Source organism: Saccharopolyspora erythraea NRRL 2338 (genome assembly GCF_000062885.1).
In the GTDB taxonomy this organism is placed as follows: Bacteria; Actinomycetota; Actinomycetes; order Mycobacteriales; family Pseudonocardiaceae; genus Saccharopolyspora_D; species Saccharopolyspora_D erythraea.
This window is the reverse complement of record NC_009142.1, coordinates 5649053-5664987: the sequence shown is the minus strand read 5'-3', so window position 1 is coordinate 5664987 and position 15935 is coordinate 5649053. Positions and strand designations below refer to the sequence as shown.

Below are 15935 nucleotides of genomic sequence, written 5' to 3'. Positions count from 1 at the left end.
GCTTTGCCGGCAGTGGTGGATCTGGCCTGAAGCTCCTGGCCGTGGTCTCCGGATTTTTTGGGAACGCTGCTGGCACTAGCGGTGCCGTTTCTACCGGTCGACCACCAGGTCACCACGCTCAAGTGGCCGACGGCGCAGGGGACGAAGCCGGTATCGGCGCCGCTGGTCACCTATTCGCCGCTGCGCCTTGACCTCGTCGTGCCGTGCGCGGTCGTACGCGGTCTTGATGCTCGCCATGCCGGCCCCGCGGTTGTCCTGAGCACGAACCCACCGCCATCGGAGTACGGCAAGATCACTGGGCTGATATTGCAGGTCCAGGACGGGCGCCTTGTGCTGACCAGTCGTGGTCAGCAGCTAGCCAGCACTGCACTCGTCGGGGATGACTGCGTCGTCAAGGTGCACTCCGACGGGTTCGGCACCGTGGCGAGTGTGAGCGGGCATCCGATCGCACGAGTGAACGATGACGTCCGGCCACAAATGACTGGCATCTACTCCGACCTGGACGCCCGGATTGACGATGTCCGCGGCGTGTCGTTCGAAGCTCAGGTAGATGACCGCTATCAGAGCACGGCGACGCCGATCAAGATCGTGGTGATCGTACTGGCGGTGGTCGCGTTCCTCTCTTCGGTCCTTGCGTTGCGCGCGTTCGATTCACGTGTTGCACGGCGTCCGCGCAGGTTCGCGCCCTCTGGCTGGTGGAAACCCACACCTCGAGACGTCGCGGTGGTGGGTGTGCTGGTCGTCTGGTGGCTGATTGGCGCCATGACGGCTGATGACGGCTATTTCCTGACCATGGCGCGCGTCCGCGCCGATCTGGGCTACGTCAGTGACTTCTACCGCTGGTTCGAGGTTGCAGTGGCTCCGATGGGCTGGTTCGTCGATGTGTACTCGTGGTGGGTGCAGATCTCGACCGCCACGCCGTGGGTGCGCCTGCCTGCTTTGGTGATGGGCCTCGCAAGCTGGTTCCTGATCAGTCGCGAGGTGCTTCCCCGGCTGGGACAGCGAGTTCGGCGTAGCACCTCGGCCGGGTGGGCCGCTGCCGCAGTGTTCCTGGCTTTCTGGCTCCCGTACAACAACGGGCTGCGGCCGGAGCCCGTAGTGGTCGTGTTCTCGTTGCTGGCCTTGTGTGCTGTGGAACGCGCGGTTGCCACAAGCCGCCTGGTTCCGGCGGCTCTGGGGCTCGTTGGCGCTGCTTTGGCAGTGGCCGCGAACCCGCACGGCATGGTGGCCGCAATGGCGTTCGTAGCTGCGGTCAAACCGCTTTTGCATCTGGTACGGCAGCGGGCACGGGAGTTCGGCTGGTTGCCGGTACTGGCCCCGTTGGCGGCGTCGGGCTTCGTGATCCTGGTTCTCGCTTTCTCCGACCAGACCTGGCAGTCGGTCATGGACGCGACCAGGTCGCGAAAGGAAATCGGTCCGGACCAGACCTGGTACGAGGAGATACACCGCTACAGCCTGTTGTTCAGCCCGATCCCGGATGGGTCGCTGACCCGTCGCTTTCCGGTGCTGTTGGTGATGCTGTGCCTGATCACGTGTTTGGTGGTCTTGCTGCGCCGCGGCCAGATCCGGGGAGCGGCGCTGGGACCGAGCCGTCGGCTGCTCGGTGTCACTGCGCTGTCCTTCGTCGCTCTCGCGCTCACTCCAACCAAGCACACTCATCACTTCGGTATCTTCGCTGCCGTTGGTGGAGCGCTGGCCGCGCTGACCGCACTGGCGGCGAGCAGTACGGTGCTCCGTTCGCGGCGTAATCGAGCGGTCTTCTTCGCAGGGTTGATGGTGATCCTGGCGTTCGCGGCGACTGGTACGAACGCATGGTGGTACGTGTCAGGCTGGGGAGTGCCGTGGTTCGACAAACGGCCTTCGATCGAGGGGTATAACGCAAGTACCTTCCTGCTGATCATCGCCGCGATCGCGCTGATCGTGGCATTCGTCGAGCATCTCCGCATCGATGAGCACAACCCAAAGGTCGTCGATCAAAGTCTTGAGGAACGCAGCCGCGCGTTGCGTCTCGGTACCGCACCCCTGTCGGTGATCTGCGCTTTGCTCATCATCGGAGAGGTGGCTAGTTTCGCGAAGGTCTTCCAGGAACAGTGGGGCACGTACAGCCTCGGTCAGGACAACATCAAGCAACTTGCGGGCAACAGCTGCGGCCTCCCCGACTACGTTTATGTCGAGACCAACCCGCTTTCTGGTGTGCTGCGGGTGTCCCCGGACCAACCGGTTAACGCCACGCCTGGAACGAGGGTGCGCAAGCCGAATGAGGCGGAGGAAAGCCCAGACGCCTACCTGCGCGCAAAGATGGACGGCTTCGGGCGCGACGGCTGCCGCCAGGTAACGGAGCCAATCCCGGTGAACCGGACTGGTCACCGCCAAACCAGTTCGGCGGAGAGCGAGCGCCTGTCTGGGGAAGCTACGAGCCGACTGAGACCGGCACCGGTGAGTTGCGCACCGAGTGGTACGACCTGCCGGAACGAGCGCTCAACGGGGACGTTCCGGTAGTTCTCACCCTCGCCGGTTGGGAAGCGGGTGCGAACTCGGTGTTCATCGAGTTCGGTCGGGATACGCCAGATGGTTTCGAGGTGGTGCAGCGTTACCCCGTCGTCCAGGGTCCGGCGGCGCAGTGGCGTGATCACCGCGTGTCCGTCGGAGGACCTTCGGAAGGCGCGACGAAGATGCGGCTGGTCGCCAAGGACAGGGCACTCGGAAGCCACGGCTGGCTCGCAGTTACCGCGCCTCGGGCGCCCCAACTTACGAAAATGACCGACATCGTCGGTGACACACCTACGTTCGTGGAGTGGCCAGCAGCTTTGGTGCATCCCTGCGCCCGGGTCACCAGTAGCCACAACGGAATTGCTGATATGCCCAGGCTCCGGATCGCGGCGGGCGGTGAGGTGCGTGCGATCGGACAGGGATGGTCCTCGCCCGATGCTGGCGGAGCCTTCGGTTGGTTGAGCGTGGCGACGAGCATGCGCGAAATGCCCACGTACTTGAAAAACGACGTCAACAGGGACTGGGGATCGCTCTACGCGGTGGACCCTTATGTCCCGGATGCGTTGCCTGCACAGGTGGCTATGAGCGTTCACACGGAAACGCATTGGGGAACGTGGTCGCCTGGGGGGGCGTGTCAGGTGGGTTGTGTACAAGATCCGATAGTTGATGGAGTACGCACCGATGGGCACGCGTGATTCGCAGCAGCAGGAAGGACATCCGTTCGGGACGGCCGCACAGCCCTCGTCAGCGCGGGACGCGGTCAATGAGATGATCGAGGCAGGCCTGCTCGATGGGCTGATGGACACCGTCGACCGGGGCGGGCTGGCGTTGACCGGGCAGGGCGGGTTTTTGCCCGAGCTGGTCAAAGCCGTGCTCGAGCGTGGGCTGCAAACCGAAATGTCGGACCATCTCGGGTATGACAAGGGGGATCCGGCCGGGCGGGGTAGTCCGAACTCGCGCAACGGTGCCAGCGGTAAGACGATCTCGACCGAGGTCGGCGATGTCGATCTGGAGGTGCCCCGCGACCGGGCGGGCTCGTTCGAGCCGCGGCTGGTGCCCAAGGGGTCGCGGCGGGCCGGCGGCCTGGACGAGATCATCATCTCGCTGTACGCGGGCGGGATGACCGTCCGCGACATCCAGCACCACCTGCAGCGCACCTATGGCACCGAGCTCTCCCACGAGACGATTTCCAACATCACCGACGCGGTGCTCGAGGAGGTCACGGCCTGGCAGTCGAGGCCGCTGGAAGAGATCTACCCGATCATCTACCTCGATGCGCTGGTGGTGAAGGTGCGTGACGGCCACCAGGTCCGCAACCGCTCCGCCCACATCGCCGTCGGTGTCGATCTCGACGGCGTCAAACACGTCCTCGGGATCTGGATCCAGGCCTCCGAAGGGGCGAAGTTCTGGGCCGGGGTGTGTGCCGAGCTGCGCAACCGCGGCGTCAAAGACGTCCTGATCGTCTGCTGCGACGGCCTGCCCGGGTTGCCGGAGGCGATCGAGGCGACCTGGCCGTCCTCGACGGTGCAGACCTGCACGGTGCATCTGATCCGGGCGGCGATGCGGTTCGTCTCGTATCAGGACCGCAAGAAGGTCGCTGCGGCGTTGAAACCGATCTACACCGCGCCCACCGCCCAGGCCGCCGAGACCGCCCTGCTGGAGTTCGCCGAGTCCGACCTCGGCCGCAAGTATCCGGCCGCTGTACGGACCTGGGAAAACGCGTGGGAACGGTTCATCCCGTTCCTGGAGTTCCCGCCCGAAGTCCGCAAGATCATCTATACGACGAACTCGATCGAGTCACTGAACTACCAGCTCCGCAAGATCATCAAAAATCGCGGGCACTTCCCCTCCGACGACGCGGTGATCAAGCTGTTGTGGCTGGCCATCCGCGACATCGAAGACAAACGCGCCCGACAACGCGACAAACAACGCGGACTACCCACCCACCAGCGCAACGCCCCCGCACGCCTGGTCGAAGGCGCCACCGTCCAAGGCTGGAAACAAGCCCTCGGCGCACTCGCCCTGCACTTCCCCGACCGCCTCGACCCCTACCTCAACTGACCCACCCAAAGTCCTATACACAAACCACTTGACAGGCTCCAGTTGGGCGGCGGTGACCGCGGTGGCATCGTCGACCGGCTCCAACCGCACCGCGTCCAGGATCGCCGTCCACGACGTGCGCCCGGTCTCCAGCGCGGCCACGAATGAGTAGGGCCAACCCGGGATGAACTGCGAGGCACTGCGCGAGCGGCCATACACATGGCAGAACAACCGGTCGGGACTACAGGCCGCGTCCGGACGAAGCCACGGCGACACATCCACCGCCAGCACGATCCGCCCATCCGCCGCACGAGGAACAGGCAATCCCGCCAGCGCTACCCGCAGCCGGTCCACCTCGAGGTGGCCATGGTTGACCGCGTCGTACAAGGCACCGTGCCCGCGTCGATGCTCGGCGGTCAACGACAACTCGGCCAGACTGGTGACCGGTCCATCGCTGCACAACACCGCGTCGGTCAGCTCGAACAGCACGTCCGCCCGCCCGGCCAAACACCCGTAGAACCGCTGACGGAACCCGGACAGCTCCCCAAGCGCACCGGCTTGGCCGACGTCGTGCACACTGATCAACTGAAGCCCTTGGTTGTGATCTTCCTTCTGTCGCAAGAACGAATGATCAACCAAGGGCTTCGCCCATGATCAACCGGGGTCACCACGCACCCACCCAGGGTTAAAACTCAAGCTGAGGACGGATCGCACACACCAAGCTCGTGAAGAAGGTAAGTTCCCCGACTTTCTCGGACGCCGAGCCTTGCAGAACGGCCAAAGCACCTACGTCACCGAGCGAGCCGTCATGGAGCTTCGCCCCGCCAATCTCACCGTGCATTATCAGTGGCGGCCGTGCGTGGGCCTGGCTCCTTGGTGATATGGCGTGGCCGGGTGAGCTTTTCGGGCTGCAGCAGCGCATACAGCCTTTCTGGGGTGATGAGGCCGGTGTCGAGGACGAGGTCGGTGATGCTGCGGTCGGTGGTGAGGGCTTGCTGGGCGATGGTGGTGGCGTTGGTGTAGCCGATGTAGGGGCTCAGGGCGGTGATCAGTCCGATGGAGTTGCGGACGGTGTGCTCGAGTTGCGTGCGGTTGGCGGTGATGCCGGTGACGCAGCGGGTGGTGAGGGTGTCGCAGGCGGCGGTGAGGTGGGTCAGCGATTTGAGCGCGCTGTGGACGATGACGGGTTCGAAGGCGTTGAGCTGGAGTTGGCCGGCTTCGGCGGCGAGGGTGACGGTGACGTCGTTGCCGATGACTTCGAAGGCGACTTGGTTGACGACTTCGGGGATGACGGGGTTGACCTTGCCGGGCATGATGCTGGATCCGGCCTGCACGGCGGGCAGGTTGATCTCGTTGAGTCCGGCGCGGGGGCCGGAGGAGGTCAGGCGCAGGTCGTTGCAGGTTTTGGAGAGTTTGACCGCGACGCGTTTGAGCACGCCGGACAGCTGCACGAGGGCGCCGGCGTCCTGGGTGGCTTCGACGAGGTTGTCGGCGGTGCGGACGGGGATGGCGGTGATGCGGGCGAGGTGGGTGCAGGCGCTCGCGGCGTAGTCGGGGTGGGTGTTGATGCCGGTGCCGATGGCGGTGCCGCCGAGGTTGATCTCCAGCAGGAGGTCGGTGGCTTCGGTGAGGCGCTGGCGGTCTTCCTCGAGCATGATGGCGTAGGTCTTGAGTTCCTGGCCCAGGGTCATGGGGACGGCGTCTTGTAGCTGGGTGCGTCCCATCTTGAGGACGTCGGCGAACTCCACGGACTTGTCGTGGAAGGCTTCGGCGAGTGCGCCCATGGCCGTGTGGAGGCGGTGCAGGCCGGTGGTGAGGGCGAGTTTGATGGCGGTGGGGTAGACGTCGTTGGTGCTCTGGGCCAGGTTGACGTGTTCGAGCGGGTGCAGGTGGTGGTAGTCGCCGCGGGTGTGGCCGAGGTGTTCCAGCGCGCGGTTGGCGATGACCTCGTTGGCGTTCATGTTGGTCGAGGTGCCCGCGCCGCCCTGGATCACGTCGACCACGAACTGCTCGTGCAACTTCCCGGCGCGGATCTCGGCGCAGGCCGCGGTGATCGCCTCCGCCCGCCGCTGGTCGAGCAGTCCGAGGTCGTGGTTGGCGCGGGCGGCGGCCTCCTTGACCGAGGCCAGGGCGTTGATCAGGTCGGGGTAGGTGGCGATCGGCGTGCCGGTGATGCGGAAGTTGTCCACGGCCCGCGCGGTGTGCACGCCGTAGTAGGCGTCGGCGGGGACCTCGCGGTCGCCGATCAGGTCGTGCTCCGTGCGGGTTTCGCGGTTGCTCATGACGTCTCCATGCGGCGGTGCGGGTCTGCCCGGCGCTGCACTTGACAGGACGGGAGGTGCCGCTCACTCTGTTGCTCCAATACGCAGAACGCAGTATATTGGAGACCAGGATGGCTAGTGAACCACATGTTGCCGAAGGTGTCACTGCGGAGTCGTCGCCCCCGAATCACGAGCCGAGACGTCGTCGCTGGTGGCGCGTGCCGATGGGAGTTCAGGCGCTGTTGGCGGTGGTGCTGGGCGCCGCGCTGGGCACGTTCGCCCCGGCGGCCGGTGAGCACCTGAAGGTCCTCGGGGACGTCTTCCTGCACCTGGTGCAGATGGTGGTCGTCCCGCTGGTGTTCCCGCTGATCGTGCTCGGGATCGCACGCATGGAATCGGTACGTCACGTCGGCAGGGTCGCGGGCAAGGCGATCCTCTACTTCGAGATCGTCACCACGCTGATCCTGCTGCTGGCCGTGGGGCTGGGGAAGCTGACCGGCATCGGCTCCGGCGCCCCGGTCAATCAGGCCGACGCGGGGTCGTTGAGCGGCATGTCGCAGGGTATCGACTTCCAGAAGCTTCTCCTGGATGCCGTGCCGAAGAACGTCGTGGCAGCCTTTTCCGAGGGCAACCTGCTCGCCGTGATCGTGTTCGCCCTTTTCGTCGGGGTCGCGATGGCAGCGCTGGGAGAGAAGTCCGCCCCGGTGCGCGCAGTGCTGGACTCGTGGTCGTCGATCATGTTCCGGATCGTGGGCTACGTCATCCGGTTCGCACCGCTGGGTGTGCTGGGCTTCATCGCCTACGACGTCGCGCACTACGGCTTGCAGGGCCTGACCAGCTTGCTCGGCTTCGTCGCAGTGGTCTACCTCGGGCTCGCCCTGGTGCTCGGCGTGCTGTTCCCGCTCATCGCCGCGATCTTCCGCGTTCCCTACCTGCGGATGCTGCGTTCGACCGGAGACCTGGCGGGCATCGCCTTCGTCACCCGCAGCTCCGAAGCCGTGCTCGCTCCGCTGCTGAGCCGCCTGGAAGCCTTCGGCGTCAACCGGTCGGTCACCTCACTCGTCGTGCCGCTCGGATACTCGTTCAACACCGACGGCTCCACCCTGTACCAGGGCGTGGCGCTGGTGTTCCTCGCCAACGCCTACGGAACCGACACCAGCGTCCCGACCCTGCTGATGATGGTGCTCGTACTCGTGGTGCTGTCAAAGGGAATGGCCGGCGTCGCCTCGGCCTCGATCGTGGTCCTCATCGCCGCGGGAAACACCCTCGGCCTACCGCCGCAAGGCATCGCCCTGCTGGTCGGCGTGGACTTCATCGTCGACATGGCCCGCACGGCGATCAACGTCGTCGGCAACTCCCTGGCCGCAGTCGTGATCGGGCGGTCCGAACGCGCCTTCAGTCCCGAGACCCAGCCGAAGGCCCCCGAGCGTGTCTGACACCGTCTTCGACCTCCCGTCCTCCCGCGCCGCCGACTACCCAGGGGCCCTCGGTCCCACGATCGGCGTGCTCGGGGGGATGGGCCCGGCGGCCACCGCCGACTTCTACGCCAAGCTCATCCGCGCCACCCCGGCGACCACCGACCAAGAACACCTGCGCGTGATCATCTGGTCTGATCCGACGACCCCCGACCGCACCCGGGCATTGCTCGAAGGCGGGACCGATCCCACCCCGTGGCTGGTGTACGGCGCCCGCGTGCTCGCCGCCGGCGGTGCCGATGTCATCGCCGTGCCCTGCAACACCGCGCACGCATTCCTGCCCGCGGTCGTCGAGCGCGTCGGAGTTCCCCTGGTGCACATGATCGAGCAGACCAGCCGCCACCTGGCCGCGCTCCGGCCTCCGGTGCGCAAGGTCGGATTGCTCGCCACGACCGGCACGGTGCGCGCCAGGCTGTACGAAACATGGTTGGCGACCGCCGGGATCGCGTTGCTGGTGCCCGACTCCACCTCCCAGGCCGAGGAGGTGATGGCCGCGATTCGGTCGATCAAGGCGGGCAAGGATGATCGGGGGCTGCTGGCGAGGGCTGCGCGGCGGCTCGTCGATCGAGATGCGCGGGCCATCATCGCCGGTTGCACCGAAATTCCCCTCGGTCTGGAAACCGGCCAACTGCCCGTGCCCGTGGTCGACCCGACCCAGGTGCTGGCGGAGGCCGTCATCGCTCATGCGCGCGGGGGAGGTCTGAACTGAACCTTCTGCGGTATATTGGACGCAATATGGCACGGTGGGATGAAGCGCCGGTCGAACGGCCGCGCATGAGCGACGCGGCTTACGAGCGTCTCAAGGACGCGATCGTCAGCGGCGAGTTCGCTCCTGGGGAAAAGATCAGGGACAGCGAGGTCGCCCAGCGTCTCGGGCTCAGCCGCACGCCGGTCCGCGAGGCTCTCACCCGGCTGGCCGACACCGGGCTCGTCGAAGCCAAACCCGGCGTCTACACCCGGATCACCACGCTCAACCGCCACGACGTCGCCGCCACCCTGGTCGTGCTCCGGTCGCTGGACGAACTCGCCGTCCGCACCGGAGTCCCGCACATGACCACCGACCACATCGACCGCATGCGCCGAGCCAACGAGGACTTCGCGCACGCCGTTGATCAGCACGACATCACTGGTGCCTTCGCCGCCGACGACGCCTTCCACGGGGTGGCGATCGACGCGGCCGGCAACCCGGTCCTGCGCAGGGTGATCGATCAGCTGCACCCCCAGGTGCACCGGATCCTCTACCGCAAGTTCTCCACCCTGCTCGGCGGGCACGACACCGTCGACCACCACACCAAGCTCACCGAGCTGTGCGCCAACGGCGACGCGGACGGTGCCGCAGGGCTCTCCGCCGAACACTGGGCACATCTCGGCGGACTCATCGACGAACTCTTCGCATCCGACGACCTCGACGAGTCAAGCGCTTGATGTGAGCTACTGGGCCGGCCGCCAGGGAGACGCCGGTCCGGTAGCGGCCGGTGGCTGAGCACAGTCTTTCGACTTGTCCGAGCGCCGCCAACATCCCTGCCGTATGCCGCCGTGGTGTGCCTTCAGGGCCGCGCGCGGCCATCGAGGTACCGCTGACTCCCTGCCACCCATGGACCTGCGGCCCTACCGCCACACGGGTACGACTGGCAGACGCCCGACCCGGTGCCGCCGGCTGACCCGCATGTCCACGCCGTGATCGTTGGATGTGTTGCATTGGAGCGACGATCGGTTTGCCGGCTCGGGCCGGCGGTGGAACGCTGAACTCAGGCGAACCAGGAGCGCAGCCATGACCGTGACCGACCAGGAACGGATCGCCGCCCAGCGCCGGACGATCGACGAGCACATCAAAGGCGAGAACGACCATGACTGGGCGCGGGTGTATGGAACCTTTCTGACCGACGAGCGGGCGTACTACGACGTCGTCCCCTTGAGCACCCGTTTTCCCGGGTTCCAGGGTGTCCAGGACTTCTACCGGCTCATCGAAGCGGCCATCCCGGATTTTCGGGTCGTCGTCACCGCCGAGTACGACACCCCTGGGGCATCCGTGCGTGAGGTGACGATCACCGGGACGCACCGCGGCGAGTACTGCGGGGTCACGCCGCAGGGCCTGCCGGTATCGGTGGAAGTGGCTGCGTTCTATCTCTTCGGAGACGGGCATGAGGCGGGCAAACTCGTCGCCGAGCGTGTCTATTACGACAACGAGACCTTGCTGCGCCAGATGCGCGGCGAAGAGGACTCCCGGGCCGGGGTGGGCCTCTCCGCGAGCTAGACCAGCAAGGTAGCTAGCTGGCGTTCCGGTCGATCCGAACGCCGTGTGTGGTAGTGCCGTCAGCCTGGCTGGTGGGCGGCTCGTCGCTCGACGACCCAGACCGCGACCTGGGTGCGTGAGTCCACACCGAGCTTGGCCAGGATGTGTTCTGCGTGTGATTCGACGGTGCGCTGCTTGATGAGCAATCGTGCGGCGATGTCTCTGTTCGACAGGCCTTCGGCGATCAGCTGTGCCACGTCTTGCTCCCGGCGTGTCAATGGTGACCACTGCGGGTCGTCGCGCTGCGATGGACCTTTTGGCGGGGTGGCTTTGTCGTCCAGTACTTGGTCGAGAGCTTGGTACGGATCCATTCCGGCGACCTTGTTGAAGGCGGTGTCGAAAACCGCTGCACCGAGGGCGGTGCGGGCCTTCGCCTCGATCTCGTTGTGGAGTTCGGCGAGCGGCTGGATCCCCATCAGCGGGACGCCGACCAGCGGCCAGATGCGCGCGAGGGTCCCGAACAACGGGGCCGCGTCTTTGTGGCGGCCGGTACAGGTCAGCGACCAGGCGAGGAATTCCACCGCCATGCCGAGACCGAACAGGTCATGGAGGCCGCGCTTGGTCGCAATGCTTTCTCGCAGTGACGGGATCGCCTGCTGGTGGTCGCCGCGGAGCCACAGGGCGAGTCCGAGTACGACGAGCCCCCATGAGCGGGTCCAGTGCTCACCGTGTTCCCTGGCGATGCGGACGCAGTCCTCGGCGTAATCGACCGCCTGGTCGAGGTCGCCCTGCAACGCCGCGACGAAACCCTGCTGCATCAGCGCCATGACCGCAGGGCTGGCGAGATGATCGAGGTCGCGGTGGCGGCGCCACGCCTCGGAGCAGTACGACCGCGCGGCCGCGAGATCGCCGCTGCTCATCGCACTCAGCCCGGCCACCTGCAGGCCGTAAGCCGCCATCTGCGAGTCCCCCAGCTGCTCGGCCACCCTGCGACACTGCTCGGCGCTGGCGGCGCTGGCGGCCGGTTCGCCCTGATGGGAGGCCGCCCAGCTGTAGACCCACAGCGCTGTGCCGCGTGCCGTGGTCGGTTCGGGGGCCAGCGGGAGCAGGCGGTCGATCCACTGCCGCCCTTCCGCGAGGACGCCGCACGGCATCCAGTAGCACCACAGCGCTCCGGCTATGCGCAATCCGGCCTGGATGTCAGTCCGCTCGGTGAGGCAGAACTCGATGGCCGCCCGCAGGTTGGTGTGCTCGCTGCGCAGGCGGGTGACCCACTGCGTCTGGTTCGGGCCGAACCACTCGGCCGCGGCCTGCTCGGCCAAGCGCTGGTACCAGTCGCAGTGCCGCTGCCGCACCTGTCGTTCCTTGCCGGAGGCGCGAAGCTTCTCCTGTCCGTACCGACGAATCGTGTCCAGCATGTGGTACCGCGCGCGTTGGCCGTGGGGGAGGTCGGAGCGGGACAGGATGGACTTTTCCACCAGGTTCGCCACGAGGACGACGACGTCGTCGCGGGCGATGCCGTCACCGGAGCAGACGCTTTCGGCAGCGTCGAGGTCGAATTCTCCGGCGAACACCGATGCCCTGGCCCACAACCGTCGTTCCTCGGGTGAACACAGATCGAAGCTCCAGTCGATGGTTCCCCGCAGAGTTCGGTGGCGGGGCAGTGCAGTGCTACTTCCGCCGGTGAGCGGGCTGAAATGGTCTTCCAGCCCGGCGAGCAGTTGGTCGATCGACATCCTCCGCAACCGCACGGCGGCGAGCTCGATGGCCAACGGGATTCCGTCCAGGCGCCGGCAGAGCCGGACTGCGGACGAGACGGTCTCAGGGGTGAGGCTGAATCCGGGGGCCGCGGCCGCGGCTCGCTGGTGCAGCAGGTCAATCGCCTCGTACCGTTCGATTTCGTCCGGTCGCGGCGTGCGGTCGGGGTCCGGTAGCGACAGCGACTGCACGGAAAGCAACTGTTCGCCCGGGATCCGCAGCGACTCGCGGCTGGTGGCCAGTACCTGCAGTTCGGGGGCTGCGACCAGCAGCGTTTGCACGAAGTCCGCGCAGGCGCCGATCAGGTGCTCGCAGTTGTCCAGCACCAGCAGGAGGTGCTTGTCCGCCAGATAGTCCAGCAGCACGTCCTGCGTCGGCCGGGACGACCAGTCCCGGATTCCCAGCGGTGTGGCGGCGGCCTGCACCAGCAGGTCCGGATCCTCCAGCGCCGCCAGTTCCACCAGCCAGACGCCATCCCGGAACGCCCTGCGCACCTCAGCGGCGATGCGCAGCGCCAGCCGAGTCTTACCCACACCGCCGGTACCTGTCAGGGTCAGCAGCCGCGTACCCGACAGCAACTGCTCCGCCGAGGCGACCTCCCGGGTGCGGCCGACGAAGCTCGACACATCCTCGGGCAGGTTTCCCAACGGCGGCGTTTCGACCATGGCTCAACCAACCGTTCGTTTGCACTAGGCAATTCAGCCACCCGATCCGATTGTCCCACCATCGCGTTTCGGCGCATCTCCGGCGCGGGGGGCTGCTGTGATGACCAAGGTCGTCTACCTGGCTGCGGTGTCGACGTGGAGGGGCGCAGGCGCGCCCTGGGCCGCTGGATCGCCGAGACGAAACCGCGAAGGTCTGGCCCGAAGTACTCACCGATCTCAGTAATCGCGGTGCCAACGTATCCTCGTCACCCTGTTTCCCATGCAGGCGAGAGATCCAGAAGTTTCCTGGGGTCTGGTCTGCTCGCATGCGGTTGCTGTGGGCGGTGGAGTCCCTGGCCGGTCCAGCAACTGCCTGCGGGGAGATCCAACTGGCGCCTGACAAGCGATCTCAAGACACCGCGCTGGACCCGGTGCCTCGCCATCGAGCGGGAACGACTCCGTCGCCGAACTCAGGGCTGCATACTCACGCGGCAGCTGAGCTACGTGACATGCTGGCTCGGTTCACCGGGCGGCGGCGAATTGTTCCCATCGCATGCGAGTGGCACCTCGCAGTCACGCGAGTTGGATCTTGGGAGCGGACCTCGACGGCATCCTCCTGGCCATCGAACTGGCCGTGGCCGGGACTGCGCGCACTGTCCCTCGAACAGCTCGCCGAACGCCTCCGCGATCGGCACACGCTGCCGGCCGACGGCCGACGCGGGCTGCCGCCACGCCAGAAGACCCTGCCGTTTGTCGCCGGCGTTGGGAGGAAAGTGGGAGGATTGTGTTGGCGAGTTTCGCGTCGCACCGCTCTGTACGGTAGTGGACGGTAGCGCCCGTACCTGCAAATTCTCTGCTCGCGCAGGTTGCGCACTTGTCCGGGCACCGCTGGGGTCAAGGGGGCGTGGGTTCGAATCCCGCCGTCCCGACGGTCGAAAGGGTCTTCGCAGGTCAGAGCCTGTGAAGACTCTTTTTTCATGATCGAGATTCGTTCTTCGAAGTCAAGCACGCCGCTCATCGACACCTTGACTCCGGAGCTTCGCAATGCCCCTTGTGGGTCTTGAACGGCTCACCGACGGCCTCTCGACGACCTGGGCCGGCTACCTGCGCGCTGGCCGTGCGGGTCGACTTGCTGCTCGAAGCGAGCGAGAAACGCCCGAGTTGCGTGGCTGGTTCGTGCGGTTCGGTCGGTGGTGTTGGCCCAGGAGGCATGGGCGGCGGCGCGAGCGCGCCGACTGCGCTGGGAGGGACTCGATCCCCGGTCCTTACTACTGCAACGACAGGTTGTGATGTCTTCGGTAGTGGCTGGTGCGGGTGCGGTGCTGGCTGGTTCGTCGCCATGCGGACCAGTGCAGGATGTGGTCGATGCTGTGGCGGACGGGGCGGGTGATGCGGTTGAACAGGCGGCGGATTTCGCCCTGAGTCAAGGGAATCTGGGGTTCGGTGCTGTTGAGTGAGCCCCGTTACTTTCTTCGTGGTCTCGAAACCGAGGCTCCTGGCCTCCAGGTCCGGTATGACTAGAGCCCCTTGTCGGTCGTGATCGAAAAGGTGGTGTCGCCGGGCCTGGTGGTGCTGGTTGACCGCTGATAGAGGCATGACCACTTGCGGGTAGGTGTTCGTAACGTGGATGCCGGCGGCTGGTGCCAGGCAGGCTGGGACGCAACGACGCACGCGGACGTGTCGCATGGGCAGCGACGAGATCGCCCGGTGGCTCGCGACGTGGGCTGCCGGATCGCGTATCCGCCTGGACTGACTATGCGCCGGCTGGCCGACCTGCACCCGGGAGAGGGCAAGACCGACGCCCGTGACGCGTTCGTGATCGCGGATGCTGCCCGGACACTGCCGCACACATTGCGCTCGATCGACGTCGCAGACGAGGCCCTCGCCGAGCTGACGATGCTGACCGGGTTCGACGACGATCTCGCCGCCGAGTCCACGCGCATTCGCAATCGGCTACGCGGACTCCTGACTCAGATTCACTCGAGCCTGGAACGTGTCCTCGGACCGCGAGCCAGTCATCCGGCCGTGCTGGCACTGATCGAACGATTCCCCACACCCACGGCAATGAACGCCGCTGGGCGACGCCGCTTGGTGGCGACCGCGCCCCGGCAAGCGCCCCGCATGGCCGAGCGCCTGGTCGACGACATCCTGGCCGCACTGGCCGAGCAAACCGTCGTCGTGGCCGGAACCACCGCGGCCGCCACGATCCTGCCGCATCTGGCGTCCTCTCTTCGCTCAGTGCAAGAACAACGCGACGCTGTCGCCGCGCAGGTCGAACACCTGCTGGAGGACCACCCTCTTTCCCGGGTCCTGATCTCGATGCCCGGCATCGCGGTCAGGACCGCCGCCCGCATCCTTGTCGAGATCGGCGACGCCAGCGGCTTCCCCAATGCCGCCTGTCTCGCCTCCTACGCCGGACTGGCACCGGTCACCCGCCGCTCCGGCACCAGCATCCGCGGCGAAAATCCCTCCCGGCGAGGCAACAAACAGCTCAAACGAGCGCTCTATCTCTCGGCGTTCTCCTCACTGCGCGACCCAGCATCCCGATGCTATTACCAGCGAAAACGCGCCGAAGGCAAGCACCACGTCGCCGCCATCACCTGCCTCGCCCGCCGCCGCGTCGTTGTCCTGTTCGCCATGCTCCGCGACCGCACCCGGCTACCAACCGGCTACTCCATCACCGGCTTGACACGGCACATAGAGGCACCTTTTGCGCTGTGTGGCGGGTGATGGCGAGGAACGCGGCGGCGGCCATGGACAGGGTGATGTGGCGGTACCAGGCGGTGTAGCCGCGTGCTTGGTGTTGATCGAGTCCGGTTTCGTTATTGGCGCTCTGGAAGCATTCTTCGATCGCCCAGCGACTGCCCGCCACGCGCACGGCGACAAGTGGCGCTACGACAAGCGCATCGCTTTCGGCTCCGAAGCGTTCCGCAGGGACGCGTTCGACGTTGTCGACGACCTGCCTGCCGGCCTCGTCCTCGCGGTCCGGGAACCCTGAGCCGGGGGTTCCGGCGTGGGCGCCCGGCCGCGGAGA

General features: G+C 66.3%; 10 protein-coding genes and 3 pseudogenes. 9 read left to right on the top strand and 4 right to left on the bottom strand.

Annotation, left to right across the window (positions count from 1 at the left end):
- The first annotated feature begins 57 nt into the window (after positions 1-57).
- The 3 genes from SACE_RS24530 to SACE_RS24525 are packed head-to-tail and all read left to right on the top strand — an operon-like array spanning position 58 to position 4551.
- Entirely contained in the window at positions 58-2499 is a 2442-nt protein-coding gene (locus SACE_RS24530) for an arabinosyltransferase domain-containing protein (protein ID WP_308196716.1), read from the top strand.
- Complete coding sequence (locus tag SACE_RS39985; protein WP_308196715.1) at positions 2442-3185, top strand: arabinosyltransferase C-terminal domain-containing protein; 744 nt, start codon at positions 2442-2444, stop codon at positions 3183-3185. Before SACE_RS24530 ends, SACE_RS39985 begins: the two co-directional genes overlap by 58 nt.
- Positions 3172-4551, top strand: coding sequence for an IS256-like element ISSer2 family transposase (locus SACE_RS24525; protein ID WP_011874587.1), 1380 nt, complete (start codon positions 3172-3174; stop codon positions 4549-4551). Before SACE_RS39985 ends, SACE_RS24525 begins: the two co-directional genes overlap by 14 nt.
- A gap of 30 nt (positions 4552-4581) precedes the next feature.
- On the opposite strand, the pseudogene SACE_RS36840 reads toward SACE_RS24525, so the two are convergent.
- Both SACE_RS36840 and aspA read right to left on the bottom strand, forming a co-directional pair.
- Positions 4582-5106: pseudogene (locus tag SACE_RS36840) on the bottom strand (transposase); the annotation flags it as partial.
- A gap of 254 nt (positions 5107-5360) precedes the next feature.
- The gene (aspA, locus tag SACE_RS24520; protein ID WP_011874585.1) at positions 5361-6812 is read right to left on the bottom strand and encodes an aspartate ammonia-lyase; all 1452 of its coding nucleotides are present in this window, start codon (positions 6810-6812) and stop codon (positions 5361-5363) included.
- A gap of 203 nt (positions 6813-7015) precedes the next feature.
- On the opposite strand from aspA, the gene SACE_RS24515 reads away from it, so the two are divergent.
- From SACE_RS24515 to SACE_RS24500, 4 genes are all read left to right on the top strand, one after another.
- Positions 7016-8227 carry a dicarboxylate/amino acid:cation symporter gene (locus SACE_RS24515; protein ID WP_009951348.1) on the top strand — a complete coding sequence of 404 codons (1212 nt, stop codon included), beginning with the start codon at positions 7016-7018 and terminating at the stop codon, positions 8225-8227.
- Positions 8220-8975 carry a cysteate racemase gene (gene cuyB, locus SACE_RS24510; protein ID WP_009951349.1) on the top strand — a complete coding sequence of 252 codons (756 nt, stop codon included), beginning with the start codon at positions 8220-8222 and terminating at the stop codon, positions 8973-8975. The genes SACE_RS24515 and cuyB overlap by 8 nt, the downstream gene beginning before the upstream one ends.
- 65 nt (positions 8976-9040) lie before the next feature.
- Positions 9041-9691, top strand: a complete 651-nt coding sequence (locus SACE_RS24505) for a GntR family transcriptional regulator (RefSeq protein ID WP_009951350.1) — start codon at positions 9041-9043, stop codon at positions 9689-9691.
- A 346-nt stretch (positions 9692-10037) separates the two neighbouring features.
- Entirely contained in the window at positions 10038-10520 is a 483-nt protein-coding gene (locus SACE_RS24500; RefSeq protein ID WP_009951351.1) for an ester cyclase, read from the top strand.
- A 59-nt stretch (positions 10521-10579) separates the two neighbouring features.
- Here SACE_RS24500 and SACE_RS24495 read toward each other — a convergent pair whose 3' ends face one another.
- Positions 10580-12922 carry an ATP-binding protein gene (locus SACE_RS24495; protein WP_009951352.1) on the bottom strand — a complete coding sequence of 781 codons (2343 nt, stop codon included), beginning with the start codon at positions 12920-12922 and terminating at the stop codon, positions 10580-10582.
- Between the two features lie 1686 nt (positions 12923-14608).
- Here SACE_RS24495 and SACE_RS24490 point away from each other — a divergent pair.
- A pseudogene (locus tag SACE_RS24490) lies at positions 14609-15590 on the top strand (IS110 family RNA-guided transposase); the annotation flags it as partial.
- On the opposite strand, the pseudogene SACE_RS36835 reads toward SACE_RS24490, so the two are convergent.
- Positions 15579-15779: pseudogene (locus SACE_RS36835) on the bottom strand (IS701 family transposase); the annotation flags it as partial. The pseudogenes SACE_RS24490 and SACE_RS36835 overlap by 12 nt on opposite strands.
- On the opposite strand from SACE_RS36835, the gene SACE_RS38205 reads away from it, so the two are divergent.
- Entirely contained in the window at positions 15702-15899 is a 198-nt protein-coding gene (locus SACE_RS38205) for a hypothetical protein (RefSeq protein ID WP_009951355.1), read from the top strand. The pseudogene SACE_RS36835 and the gene SACE_RS38205 sit on opposite strands and share 78 nt — an antisense overlap.
- Positions 15900-15935 lie beyond the last annotated feature (36 nt).